Annotated in this window: 12 protein-coding genes and 1 pseudogene; 2 read left to right on the top strand and 11 right to left on the bottom strand. The window is 56.1% G+C overall.

Going from position 1 to position 13,324, the window contains the following annotated elements; genetic code table 11:
- Positions 1–12: 12 nt before the first annotated feature.
- Both ACR0AK_RS10415 and ACR0AK_RS10420 read right to left on the bottom strand, forming a co-directional pair.
- Positions 13–987 carry an ABC transporter substrate-binding protein gene (locus tag ACR0AK_RS10415; protein ID WP_170558391.1) on the bottom strand — a complete coding sequence of 325 codons (975 nt, stop codon included), beginning with the start codon at positions 985–987 and terminating at the stop codon, positions 13–15.
- A gap of 54 nt (positions 988–1,041) precedes the next feature.
- Positions 1,042–2,508, bottom strand: coding sequence for an aldehyde dehydrogenase family protein (locus tag ACR0AK_RS10420; protein ID WP_480793249.1), 1,467 nt, complete (start codon positions 2,506–2,508; stop codon positions 1,042–1,044).
- Between the two features lie 166 nt (positions 2,509–2,674).
- Here ACR0AK_RS10420 and ACR0AK_RS10425 point away from each other — a divergent pair, with 166 nt between their 5' ends.
- Positions 2,675–3,775 (top strand): LacI family DNA-binding transcriptional regulator, encoded by a 1,101-nt coding sequence (locus ACR0AK_RS10425; RefSeq protein WP_234899403.1) that lies wholly within the window; start codon positions 2,675–2,677, stop codon positions 3,773–3,775.
- 10 nt (positions 3,776–3,785) lie between these two features.
- The gene (locus tag ACR0AK_RS10430) at positions 3,786–5,423 is read left to right on the top strand and encodes a GMC family oxidoreductase (RefSeq protein ID WP_480793250.1); all 1,638 of its coding nucleotides are present in this window, start codon (positions 3,786–3,788) and stop codon (positions 5,421–5,423) included.
- A 143-nt stretch (positions 5,424–5,566) separates the two neighbouring features.
- On the opposite strand, the pseudogene ACR0AK_RS10435 reads toward ACR0AK_RS10430, so the two are convergent.
- The 9 genes and pseudogenes from ACR0AK_RS10435 to ACR0AK_RS10475 form a co-directional block, all read right to left on the bottom strand.
- Positions 5,567–6,271: pseudogene (locus ACR0AK_RS10435) on the bottom strand (IS6 family transposase).
- 79 nt (positions 6,272–6,350) lie between these two features.
- The gene (locus tag ACR0AK_RS10440) at positions 6,351–7,094 is read right to left on the bottom strand and encodes a ribonuclease activity regulator RraA (RefSeq protein WP_480793251.1); all 744 of its coding nucleotides are present in this window, start codon (positions 7,092–7,094) and stop codon (positions 6,351–6,353) included.
- 16 nt (positions 7,095–7,110) lie between these two features.
- Entirely contained in the window at positions 7,111–8,034 is a 924-nt protein-coding gene (locus ACR0AK_RS10445) for a sugar kinase (RefSeq protein WP_480793252.1), read from the bottom strand.
- 72 nt (positions 8,035–8,106) lie between these two features.
- The gene (locus ACR0AK_RS10450) at positions 8,107–8,850 is read right to left on the bottom strand and encodes an SDR family NAD(P)-dependent oxidoreductase (protein ID WP_480793253.1); all 744 of its coding nucleotides are present in this window, start codon (positions 8,848–8,850) and stop codon (positions 8,107–8,109) included.
- 54 nt (positions 8,851–8,904) lie between these two features.
- On the bottom strand, positions 8,905–9,777 hold the full coding sequence (locus tag ACR0AK_RS10455; protein WP_480793254.1) for an NAD(P)-dependent oxidoreductase: 873 nt from the start codon (positions 9,775–9,777) through the stop codon (positions 8,905–8,907).
- A 10-nt stretch (positions 9,778–9,787) separates the two neighbouring features.
- Positions 9,788–10,222 (bottom strand): GlcG/HbpS family heme-binding protein, encoded by a 435-nt coding sequence (locus ACR0AK_RS10460; RefSeq protein ID WP_170519537.1) that lies wholly within the window; start codon positions 10,220–10,222, stop codon positions 9,788–9,790.
- Between the two features lie 19 nt (positions 10,223–10,241).
- Positions 10,242–11,528, bottom strand: coding sequence for a TRAP transporter large permease (locus ACR0AK_RS10465; RefSeq protein WP_050605415.1), 1,287 nt, complete (start codon positions 11,526–11,528; stop codon positions 10,242–10,244).
- A gap of 2 nt (positions 11,529–11,530) precedes the next feature.
- On the bottom strand, positions 11,531–12,064 hold the full coding sequence (locus ACR0AK_RS10470; RefSeq protein ID WP_480793255.1) for a TRAP transporter small permease: 534 nt from the start codon (positions 12,062–12,064) through the stop codon (positions 11,531–11,533).
- Between the two features lie 76 nt (positions 12,065–12,140).
- Positions 12,141–13,115 (bottom strand): TRAP transporter substrate-binding protein, encoded by a 975-nt coding sequence (locus ACR0AK_RS10475; RefSeq protein ID WP_010437283.1) that lies wholly within the window; start codon positions 13,113–13,115, stop codon positions 12,141–12,143.
- Positions 13,116–13,324: the final 209 nt, after the last annotated feature.

A 13,324-nucleotide genomic window follows, 5' to 3' on the forward strand; every position in this document is an offset into this window, starting at 1 on the left:
CACCAGGGAGAATCAATAGGCTTCGTCGATGTGATCGGCCGCATTGTCCTTGGTAAAGATGCGATCTTCGACTTTCACCCATTCCGGGATCGCCTCGCCAGCCGCGTATTTATTCATGACTTCACAAGCCAGAGGGCCGAAGAAGGGTGAGCTTTCCACCGTCACCCCCATCTTGCCATCGATAATAGCCTGAAGTGCATCGCGTGTCCCGTCGATCGAAACGATGGTCACGTCCTCGCCAGGCTTGCGGCCGGCCAGTTCCAGAGCCTGGATCGCACCGATTGCCATCTCGTCATTGTGGGCGTAGACCACGTTCACATCGGGGTGCGCCTGCAGCAGGGTTTCCATCACCTGACGACCCAGGTCGCGCGCAAAGTCACCGGTCTGAGAAGCCACGATCTCAAAGCGGTCATCCGTTGCAATCGCGTCGTCGAAACCTTTTTTGCGGTCATTTGCAGGTGAAGAACCAGTCGTGCCTTCCAACTGGACGATGACGCCATTGTCGCCGTCGAAATTCTCCATCAGCCACTGTGCGGCACGGTTGCCCTGATCAATGAAATCCGACCCAAGGAACGCCACAAAATGCTCGCCCGGCTTGGCAACGGCCGGATCAACCGAGCGGTCCACCAAAAAGGTCGGGATTCCCGCGGCACGGGCCTTCATAACGGCTGGGATCAACGGCTTTTCTTCCCGCGGGGGCAGGAACAGAACGTCGATGCCTTGGGCGATCATGCTGTCCACATCCGCAACCTGCTTTGCTGCAGATCCGGCTGCATCCGTCGCGATCAGGTCCCAGCCGCAGGCCTCGGCCGTGTCATGGAACGATTTTGTCTCGGCAATGCGCCACGGATTGTTCGACTCCATCTGCGCAAAGCCGACCTTGTAGCGATCCTTCTGCTCAAGCGGTGGCAGATCCTGCGCTATCGCAGTCGTGCCCAACAGCGCACCCGCGACAACCGTCGAGATCAAAAGAGTTCTGCGTTTCATGGTTATTCCTCCTCCATTGGTGCGGTCGCCTCCGTTTTGACCGCGAGTTTTAGGTCATGCCCAATTCATGTAAGTTGTCTGTTTCCTCAGATAGCCATCGAAGCCATACGCGCCGTCTTCGCCCCCAACCCCGGACAAACCCCAACCGGTGTGAAATCCCTGTACGGCCTCACCATTGGAGCGGTTCAGGTACAATTCGCCGAACTTCAAACGGCTCGGAGCCTCCATCAATCGCCGGTGCGATGCCGTAAAGAGATAGGCGGACAGCCCGAATGACGTGTCATTCGCAAAACTTATCGCCTGATCAAAATTATCGACTCGCATGGCTGTCGCCACGGGTCCAAAGACCTCCTCCTGCATCGCGGCATTGCCGTTGTCGGAGACCTCGAGAACCGTTGGGGACATCCAGTGCCCTTCGCGGTGCGCGCCGTCCGTCAAAGGCCCGCCTTCCAGATGGACCGTGGCACCTTCGGCGATGCTGCGCTGGATGATTTCGGCGACCTTGGTCATTTCGACCTTGCTGACTTTGGGCCCCAGGTCGCAGTCCTCCATCGGATCTCCGATCGACAATGCGCGGGCTGCTGTCACGAATTTTTCCAAGAACTGATCCGCAATACCGCGATGCAGATACATACGCTCGTTGCAGGTGCAAATCTGGCCGCAATTGGCAAACCGGGCGGCAATGGCGGCAGAAACAGCAGCGTCAATATCCGCATCCTCCATCACGATGAACGGCGCCTTGCCGCCAAGCTCGAGCCGGACAACCTTGATCCGGTCGGCCGCGGCGCGAAAAATCTCTTTACCGGCTCGTGTGCTGCCGGTCATTGTGATCAGTGAGGTATCGGGGTGTTCGACCAACCGCTGCCCTACCACCGGCCCCTTGCCTGTCAGAACATTCAGAACACCGGGCGGAAACCCGACCTTTTCGGCAAGCTCGGCGATCGCGAGACCGGACAGCGGCGTGATTTCGTGTCCCAACAGAACAACAGTGTTGCCCGCGACCAGCGCAGGCCCGACTTTCCTGGCGGCCAATGCCAGCGGATAGTTCCAGGCCGTCAACGCAACAACAACGCCATAAGGATGACGCCGGATCTGGATTTCCTCGGACTTGTTGTCCGATGCCACTATGTCACCCGAAATCCTCCGGGCCTCTTCAGCCGCATGGCAAAGAAAGGTAACAGCGGCATCAACTTCACTTCGGGCTTGCGTGATGGGTTTGCCCTGCTCGACCGTTATCAGAGCGGCCAGACGCCCGGCGTCAATCCGGATGGCTTCGGCCAACCGCTGAACCAGTCGCGCCCGCTCGATCGCCGGGCGCGAGGACCACGAGCCAAAAGCACGATGGGCCGCCTCGACGGCCGCATCCGCATGAGCGGCACCGCCATCTGGAACTTGCGCAACGATCTCTTCATTTGCAGGGTTCTCGACACCAACCGTGTCCGCGTCAGAGTCGGTAAAGCGGCCATCGATGAACATCGAATGCCGAACCACCTGACCCAACTCCCCCACTACAGACCGCAATTTCGCCTCCCGCACTTACTCGGTCAGACCACATTGGCGACCCCACCATCGATCAAAACACTAATAATTTTATTTCGTCAACACTAATATTAATTACTATTCACTAATATTAGTTGCGCGTCCTCCGTATAGTCGATAAAAAGGAAGCGAACAAAAAGGTTGAGCGATGAACGATCAAGCGAACAAGGCCGGGCAGCACAGGGGCGTGGGACGAGTCGCGGGCCGGCAGCGCATAACGATGCATGATATTGCACGCGTCGCCGGGTGCTCACAGACGACAGTATCGCTGGTTCTAAACAAGAACGATTCCGTCAAAATCTCCGAGGACACAAAGCAAAGAGTCCTGGACGCCGCCAACACGCTTGGATACGCCATGCCCTCTCAACTCAGGAAACCACAGAACAGCGCGCCTCGGCCCTCGGCGTTAGACGGCACCATCGCTTTTGTCGTGGACGATCTGGCGTCGAGCCCCGAAATGGTAAACGCGTTTAATGGCGTGAAACAGGCCGTTCGGGACACGGGAAATCTTGTATTGCTGGCAGAAACCCAAAACGACCCCGAGGTCGAACCCAGAACGCTTAGGTATTTCCTCGACCAACAGGTTGCGGGCATCATTTACGCAACCGTTTTCACCCGGCGGGTGGTCGTTCCGGAAATCCTCAGGCAGACCGCAACCCCGGTTCTGCTGCTGAACTGCTTTTGCGACGACCTCTCTTTTCCTGCGGTGATCCCCGGCGAAGTCGCCGCTGGACATACGGCGACCAACGCCCTGATCAAGGCGGGGCACAAACGAATCGCCACCATCACCGGCGAGCCGTTCATGGAATGCGCCGCAGGGCGAACGACCGGGTACAGAAACGCCCTTGCTTCCGCCGACATCCCATTTGACGAGGATTTGGTCATCGAGGGCAACTGGCTGCCCAGCGCAGGCTATGCTGCCACGCGCGAATTGATGGACCTGCCCTCTCCGCCAACCGCCATTTTCTGTCAGAATGACCGAATGGCAATCGGCTGCTACGAGGCGCTCAAGGAACTTGGCCTATCCATCCCCGAGGACATCTCGGTCATCGGATTCGACGATGACGAAACCGCGCGACACCTGTCGCCACCCCTGACCTCGATGATCCTTCCAACTAGGGCGATGGGACGCTGGGTCATCGAACAGTTGTTCCACGGTCCGACGGATGGTCAGCGACACCCTCTCGTGAAGCTTGAATGCGAACTGGTGGAGCGCGACTCGATCAGCGAACCCAAACGCCGGGCCTGAAGGCGAACTCGTGACGGAAACCTTCGATCATATCGTCATCGGCGGCGGCTCTGCCGGCGCAGCCGCTGCAGCGCGACTGGTCAACCAGGGCAAGTGCAGGGTTCTGGTGCTGGAGGCCGGGCATTCGCACCGCCATCCGTTGCTGGACATGCCGCCGGGTATCTTCAAGATGATCAACGGGTCCAAGTTCATGACCTACCACCAGACCGAACCGCAGGACCACCTGGACGGTCGCGTGCATGACATTCCGCAGGCCAACGTGCTGGGTGGCGGGTCGTCTGTGAATGCCCAGGTCTATATGCGTGGCCGCCCTTCTGATTATGACGCGTGGGAAAACCTGCTCCGACAGACCAACGACAGAGTCGGCTGGGGATGGGATGATGTGCTGCCCTACTTCCGCAGGATGGAAGACAACAACAGGCTTCACAATGACCTGCATGGCAGCAACGGTCCGGTGCAGGTCTCGGATCCGGGGCATATCGACGACATGTCACGTTGGTTCGTTCAGTCGGTGCAGGCCCTTGGCGAACCATTCAACACGGACTTCAACGGCGCAACGCAGCGCGGTGTCGGGTTCTATCAGTTCACCAATCGCGCCGGTAAGCGCAGTTCGTCGGCTTATGCTTTTCTCGCCCCTCTCGAGACGAACCCGAACTTGACCATCCGGCTTGGCGCAACGGTCAGCAAAGTCATCATCGAAAACGATAAGGCCGTCGGCGTGCAGTATCGAGACAAACGCGGAGCCCACACGGTCCGGTGCGATGGTGAAGTTGTCGTTGCGGCGGGCGCTCTGGTGACGCCAAAAATCCTAATGCTATCAGGCATCGGACCTGATGCACATCTTGCCGATCACTGTATTCCCGTGATCTGCCCATTGCCGGGGGTTGGCCAGAACCTGATTGACCACCCCGAAGTTCCAATTACCGCCTTTGCCAACGGTCCCTACGGATACTTCAAACAAGGTGAGGGCTGGCGGATGCTTCGCAACGGCATCCAGTTCAAACTGTTCGGCAGCGGACCGGTGACTTCCGCCGGAGTCGAAGCCGGCGCGTTTGTCAATCCGTCGATTCCTGATGGAGAACCGACCATCCAAGCCTTTTGCGTGCCAATTGTTTATCTGGATCGCGACGCTCTGGACGAGGTGCAGGATGACTTTGGCCTGACCGTTACGACCGTCGTGGTCAAACCGAAATCACGCGGAGAGGTCCGACTTCGCTCGGCCGATCCTCACACCATGCCAGTGGTCTCGCCCAACCTTCTGAAGCATGAAGACGACATGCAAGAGATGATCCGGGGGCAGCGGTTCTTTCGCCGGGCATTCACGTCGGGCCCGCTTGCTCAAAGGGTTCGCGAAATCGTCATTCCCACAGCGGACGACGACCAGACGCTACGAGCACATTGTAAGCGATTCGTAAAAACCAACTATCACCCGGCGGGCACTGCCAAAATGGGCCGGGACGGCGACGGAATGGCCGTGCTGGACGCCAGGATGCGCGTGCGCGGAATTGAGAGCTTGCGGGTGTGCGACATGTCAGCCGTGCCCGACATCAACGCCGGCAACACAAACGCACCTGCCATGATGCTGGGCGAACGATGCGCCGACCTGATCCTCGGCATCGGATCAGCCCGCGAGATACGCAATTCCTAACCTGAGCTGCGGCGTCGCCAGTCATTGATCCGATTTCTAACGCAGAATATGGCGTCGCCCTGCCCGCCCGACCGAAAACGGATTTCCCTTGATGTTTTCCGACTAATTCGAACTAGCCTCAGTTTGCCGCGGAAACCGCGAACCTATCCGGAACAAAGTTGACGCCACTCGCTAAGGGCGGCGGCGCGGGTCAGCTTGAATGTATCTCTGCTGGTGAGATCGCTCCTTGTTAAAGTGGTTGTAGACGGAGGAATGGACGGAGGCGAATGTCTGTAAACTTCGCACCCGTATGAACCGCTGCATTACGCGTTCGCGTCGTCGAAACGGCAGGTGCGAATTCTCGACGCGGTTGTTGAGCCACCTGCCCGTCTGTTGTTTTTCAAGCGCGCCCAGTTCTCTGAGAGCGGCTCTGTATGAGGCAAAGCGATCCGTGACGATGGTTTCCGCTTTGCCGTGTCGCTTCATCAATTTCTCAAGGATTTTCAATGCTGCAGCATTGTTTTGGCGCTTGGTGACAACAGCTTCCAGTACCTCGCCTTCCTGATAAACGGCCCGCCAAATATAATGCCGCTTGCCATTTACCTTCACGAAAACCTCGTCAACGTGCCACTTCCATTTGGAGAACGCGCGCAGCAGCTGAACACGCTTCCGCCTTATATCAGCAGCAAACATCGGGCCAAACCTGTGCCACCAAAATCGAGCAGTTTCGTGGCTCACGTCGATGCCTCGCTCGTGCACCAGATCTTCGACATTCCGAAGCGAGAGCGGGGAAGGATGTACAGCATCACCGCAAAGCGGATGATCTCGGGACTGGTTTTGAAGCATTTAAATGGTGATCGTCTTTCCATCCACAAAGGCTATGAATGCCCCCTTGCCCGCCTCCAGCCAAGTTCTTCTGACAAAACCTACATTGCAGCGATTCAGACATCAGTCAGAGAGCCTTGCGCGCCAGACCTCAAATCGTTCAAGAACGTCTGGGTCGGTTGCAGGATAAAGTCCAATTACGGGGGTGTTTTTTCGCACTTCTTCCAGAACGAAGCGTTCGAACAACTCCATTGGGCCCGCCTCGATCGCAATGTCATCGGCGAGGTGACGTGGGATAATCATGACACCATCGCCGTCACCCAGAACAATGTCACCAGGATAGATCGCCACGCCGCCACACCCGATTGGCAAACCGATATCAACCGCATGATGTTTCGTAAGGTTGGTTGGGGCAGATGGTTTTGCGGCAAAGACTGGCATCTCAAGTGCTGCGGCACCGTCGGCGTCGCGAATGCCACCATCCGTGACAACGCCCGCTGCTCCGCGCATTTCTAGTCGCGTCAAAAGGATCGAACCTGCCGAGGCCGCCGATGCATCCTGCCGACAATCCATGACCAATACCGCGCGTTCAGGACATGTTTCCACGGCCACGCGCTGCGGGTGATCTGGCTCACGAAACGCCTCGATCGGGTCGGTGTCAGGCCGTGCAGGAATGTAGCGCAGTGTAAAAGCCGGGCCGACAAGGGAGGGCCTGCCCTTGCCCAATGGGGCAACGCCTTGAACATAGGCGTTTTGATAACCGCGTTTGTAAAGCAGCGTGGCCACAGTCGCTGTGCTGACCTTTGACAAGCGATCAAGCGTATCCGGATGCAGTTTGATCGTTTCGGCAGGCTGAGGGTTCGGCAAGGGCTGGATCCTTCTGCTAAGGCTGTTGGCAACTATCGAGCAGGCTTTGTTTGATGGGAACAAGTGCACCTTTGCCTTGCACGACATGCCCTGCCAGTTTGCAGGCCAGTGCTAAGCTGTCAGGTAAGGGTGTATCCGTTGCCAGCCCTGCCAGAATGCCAGCGTTGAAACTGTCGCCTGCAGCAGTCGTATCTACAACCGAGGCCAGAGGCGGAACATGGAATGAGCCCTCTGCGCCGCGAGTACGATAAAGGACCGTTTCTGCGCCATTCTTGACAACGATCGTTTCTGCACCCGCCCTTGCATATCGCCGCAAAGTGGCCGCGGGGTTAATGTCGCTGAACCAAAGCGCCTCGTCCTCGAATGATGGCAAGGCGATATCGCTAACGGCGGCCGCCTGCATGATGTTCTCGGTCATCTCAGAGGGGCTGTCCCAAAGATGCGGGCGCAGATTGGGGTCGAAGGCAATCCGTTTTCCAGCGCGCCGCGCTGACTGAGCAACGTCGAGCAAGGCGGCGCGCCCTTCAGGGTTCAAGATTGCCAGAGTGATGCCCGAGAAAAAGATGAGATCTGATTGCGTCATGGCGCGGGCAAGTGCTTGCTTGTCTTGGGCCAACAGGCGTGCGGCCGACTGGCCGCGCCAATAGGTAAAGCTGCGTTCCCCATTGTTTAGCGTGATAAGATACAACCCCACTGAACGGTTTGGCACGATCCGCACCTGCTGGGTGTTGACCCCGCTTTCGCGCATCGCATCCAGCATCCGGGACGAGATGGCATCATCTCCGACGGCGGTAAAATAGGACAAGGGCGTTTCGGGTGTGAGTTGGGCCAGATACCAAGCTGTATTGAACGTGTCTCCGGCGAATCCCATTTGATACGTGCTTGGCGCGTCAGTTGGGGCCATTTCGGCCATACATTCACCTATCGCGAGAATTCGCATATTCCGGTTTCCAGTACTTCGAAGTTTGACAAACGGTAGCCTTCGACAATTGGGTAACCTGTTCTGCAGTGGTCACGAGAACAGCATCCCACCATTGATATCGACATTGGTCCCGGTCAGATAAGCCGAGTCCTCGCTTGCCAGAAACGCCACGAGGTTCGCAACGTCCTGAGACTGGCCTTGCCGCTTGAGCGGCGCAGCAGCTTCTAACCCCCGACGGCCTGCATCGGGAGTATGGATGTTATGGAAATCCGTGTCGATCATGCCTGGGCAGATTGCGTTGACACGGATATCAGGACCCAGTTCTTTTGCAAGACTACGGGTGAGCGTCATGACCCCGCCTTTTGACGTTGCATAAGCCGACGCACCCGGGCCACCCCCGTCGCGACCCGCCTGACTGGCGATGTTTACAATGGCCCCGGATTTCATATGCAGCAGTGCCGCTTTGACCATAAGAAACGTGCTGGTCAGGTTGAGGTCCATGACAGCCTGCCAATGCTCAAGCGACATCTCGGCGATTTTCTTGCGCGCGATCAAACCTCCGGCATTGTTCACCAGAATGTCCAGGCTGCCATAGGTATCGACCGTCTTGGCGATCAACGCATCGACCTCTTCGGGTTTGTTCAGGTCGCCTTGCATTGCAAACGCCTGTCCACCGATCTTTTTGATCTCGGCTACGGTTTCCTCGGCGCCGGCACTACTGGCGAAGTAGTTCACCGCGACATTCACCCCTTCGGAGGCGAGTTTGACAGCGCAGGCGCGCCCGATATCGCGGCCACCACCCGTGACAATTGCGGTCTTTCCCTGAAGTCTCATGGTTGCTCTCTCCCGTTCAATTGGTGCTGCTATGCGTGACTGATGGATCTGACGCTAAAGCTTGGCAAAATAGTCGAAGATTTCCGGCACGTTGCCGTCGCCCATGCCTGCGTCCGCGGCTGCCTGAAGGTTGTTCGCGGTTCCTTCAGCGATCTCGGCACGAGTGCCCACGTCCTCGGCCAGCTTCAGAAAGTATCCAAGATCCTTGTTGGCGTTGTTAATCGAAAACCCCAAATCGCTGACACCATCCACCGCGTAGTTCTTACAAAACTGCATAAAGGGGGAATTGGACGGTCCAGCTGACATGACGTCAAAAAGCTGCTGTTTGTCTACCCCTGAGCGTTCAGCCACAGCAAAGGCTTGGCTCATGGTGCAAGCTGTCGTCATGCCCATATAATTGTTGATGAGCTTGGTCACATGGCCCGCACCCAGTTCGCCGAGGTGAAAGACATTTTCCCCCAATACATCCAGGACAGGTTTCACCTTCTCAAAGGTGGCTATATCGCCCGCTGCCATGATGTTCAGCAAACCATCCTTGGCGTGCGCGGGTGTGCGTCCCAGCGGCGCATCAATCATACCAGCACCTTTTGCGGCCAAGTCTGTGCCGATTTTGCGTGTGGATGCTGGGATCGAGGTGCCAAAGTCAATGACCACAGCACTATCTTTGATGCCTGCCAGGATGCCGTCATCGCCGTAGATCAGGCTTTCGACGACATCCGATGTTGTTACACAAAGCATCACGATATCGCTGTTTTTAGCAAGCTCTCGTGGCGTTGTAACCTCTACAGCACCGCGGTTGACTGTGGCTGCGACGGCTTCCTTGTTCCGACCCATAACAACCAGATCAAAACTGTTGTTTTGCAGGCACTTTGCCATGTTACCGCCCATAAGACCGAGGCCGATGAAACCGATGACGGGTTTTGTCATATCTGACTCCTTAAACTCTTTCCAATTGGGCTTCGCAGAGCGCCGTGACCCCTGCCTGCGCAACTTCGAGATCCTGAGCTGGCGAGCCCGAGCTGACACCGATCCCGCCAACCACCTGTCCGTCGACCGTCACGGGAAGGCCACCTGCAACGGTCACCATTCGTCCGCCCAGCGTTGAGGATATTCCGTGTGCGGCCATGCCTGGCTGATTTGCTTCACCAAGAGCATCGGTTCCTTTTTGGATGCCGGTTGCAGTGAAACTCTTGTCGATGGCCAAAATGATGCTGGTAATCTTGCCACCATCCATCCGCTCAAAGGCAATGAGGTTGCCGCTTTCGTCTGTGACGGCAATACACATCGGTACGCCGATTTCCTGCGCTTTGGCTCGCGCTCCTGCGATCAACTTGCCCGCGTCATCGATGTCCAGGCGTCTTATTGTCAGCATCGCCTCATTCTCCTTTGATTTAGGGGCCAATGATTAGGTTCGGCAGCGTCAGCGATATTGCCGGTACAAAAGTGATCAGCATGAGCGCGGCAAAGATGGCGAGGTAGAAAGGCCAAATCGTTTTGACCGCTTTCTCCATCGGTAGTTTTCCAACAGCACAACCCACAAAGAGACAGGTCCCGACAGGTGGTGTGCAAAGACCAAGACCGAGGTTCACCAAAAGGATCATGCCGAACTGTAGCGGATCGATGCCCAGCATGTTCATCACCGGCAGGAAAATCGGTGTGCAGATCAGGATCAACGCGGCCATATCCATGATCATCCCCAAGAGCAACAGCACAGCGTTGATCATCAACAAGATCAGGATCGGGTTTTCTGTGATACCCAACAGGAATTCGACTGTTTTTGTCGGCACCCGGTTGAACGTCAGCATATAGGCAAAGGCACCGGCGCAGGCGATCAGGATCATCACCATAGACGTTGTGCGCACCGAAGAGATAACGGCGGTTTTGAAGTTTTCCCAGGACAGGCTGCGATAGACAACAAGTGTCACCACAAAGGCATACATTGCCCCGAACGCGCCGGATTCAGTGACCGTAAAGACGCCTGACAAGACCCCTCCAACAATGATCACGGCCGTCAACAAGCCAGGGATCGATCCAACAAAGGCGATGGCCAGTGCGGTCCAACCCGGAAACTGTTCGGCCTGATAGCCGCGCTTGACCGCCACGACATAGGCGGCAATCGCAAGGCAGCAACACATAAGGACACCGGGCACAACTCCGGCCAAGAACAGTTTTGAGATTGAAACTGCACCGCCTGTTGCGAGGGCAAAGATGATCATGTTGTGGCTGGGTGGGATGATGATCCCGGCAATTGATGATGTCACTGTGACGTTCACCGCATAGTCGGCGTCATAACCTTTGTCTTTCATCACCGGGATCAGAATTGACCCAAGCGCCGAGATATCTGCAATTGCCGATCCGGAAATGCCACCAAACAACATGGACGAGAAGACATTGACGATACCAAGCCCACCGCGCACAGCGCCTACGGCGGCCTGCGCGAACCGAACCAACCGGATCGCGATTCCACCGTGAAACATCAGCTCGCCCGCAAAGATGAAAAACGGGATCGCCATTAGGGAAAAGACGTTGATCCCGGACACGATACGCTGGAACCCAACAAACATCGGCAATCCTTCAAACCAAAAGGAAGCCAATGCAGCGATACCAAGGGCGTATGCCACTGGAGCGCCGATGATGACACATAGGGCAAAAACCCCCAACAGAATCATGAGTCCCATGGCTATCCCTGATCTATGTTGTCTTGGCGTTCGTCTCGGCCCTGAAACAGGCGGATCAGATGGCCAGTGGAAAAAAGGAACACCAACGCGCCGCTGATTGTCAGTGGCAAAGAGCGCAAGCCCTCTGACCATTGGATGAGCGGGATCAGGGTGTTCAATTTGAATATTGTCAGCTCGATCCCGTACCAAAACATCATGCCACCGAAACCTGCCATCAGGACATCAGTGAGCACGACGAAAACCGTTCGCACAGAGGGTGGGACTAAATTGCGGAACACGACAACAGAGAGGTGCGTGTGATTGTGCACACCCGCAGCCGCTCCGAGAAACGCGATGACCATAACCAAAAGCAGTGAAACCTGCTCAACCCAAGTGGGCGTGTTGTTCAGAACGTAGCGACCGAACACCAGCCAGGCGAAGATCGCAGTCATAACGACAATGGCGATGCCAGACAGCAACATGCAAACTCGTGCGAGCAGATCAAGAATCCTGTCCATGTTGCGCATGGCGGCAGGGGCGGTATCGGGCTCTTGCATTGGATTTCCTCTGAGACAAAACGCCCGGCATCCAATTGGCGGAGCCGGGCGCTCAAAGTTGAACTGTTAAGACAACTTATTCAGTGGCTTGCGCCATTTCTACCAACGCTTTCATATCAGGATTTGCAGCCAAGTAGTCTGCATAAACCGAATCCATTGCGGACTGGAATGGGCCTTTATCGGCGATTTCATTGACGGTGATGCCGGCCGCTTCAACATCTTTACGCGCTTGTTCAGAACCAATTGCCCAAAGCTCACGCTGGACCAATGCGGCTTCTTCTGCTGCACCGCGCACAGCGGCTTGCAATTCAGGGGACAGCGCATTGAATTTGGCCGTGTTAACGCAGATGCACTCCGGGATAATCAGGTGTTCGGACAAAGAATAATTTGTGGTCACTTCATAGTGACCGACATTCTTGAACGACGGGAAGTTGTTCTCCGCACCATCAACAACGCCGGTTTTCAGCGCTTGCTGAACTTCGGAGAATGCCATTGGAGACGGGTTACCGCCCATAGCTGAAATCATAGATGTATAAAGATCGTTGTTCATCACACGGATTTTCAGACCTTCGACATCTGCGGGCGTGTTGATCGGCTTTTGGCTGTAGAAAGAACGCGCACCGGCATCAAACCATGCCAGTGGCAGAACACCTGCTTCTCCCATCGCAGCTGAAACAACCTCACCGGCGTCGCCGTCCAGCACGCGGAACATGTGCGGCACATCTTTGAAGATGAAAGGAAGCGATACAAGGTTAGCTTCTTTCACCATTGGGCCAATAGGACCGAGGTTGAAGTTACCAACCTCGATTGCGCCGATACGAACCTGTTCTAGGGCATCCGGTTGGGAACCAAGAACACCACCGTGGAACACATCGACGGTAACTTCGCCGTCTGTAGCGGCGTCAACCAGTTCGGCAAACTTGTCCATTGCAGCCGTGTTGGGATGGCCGTCGTTGTGGATATTCCAGGCTCGCCAGTTTTCGGCTGAAGCTGACGTTGCAATGAATGCCACAGCGGTCGCAGTTGCAAAGAACGATTTCGTGAAAGTCATGGGTTCTCCTCCCCGGTTATTTTTGGACAGGATTTGGCTTTCATGGAATTTCAGAGACCGTAAGCCACGTAGCTTTCGATTTCCCCCAAGAACCAGAATCGCTGCTGCCCTTAAAGGGACACTAGGATCCAAGTTATGTCAACTGTAGGCTTTTAGTATGTCAGATTGCTTGACAGTCGAAAGCGCAGGGCGTTTGATAGGTGACAGGC

The organism is Ruegeria sp. BI12, assembly GCF_056537985.1.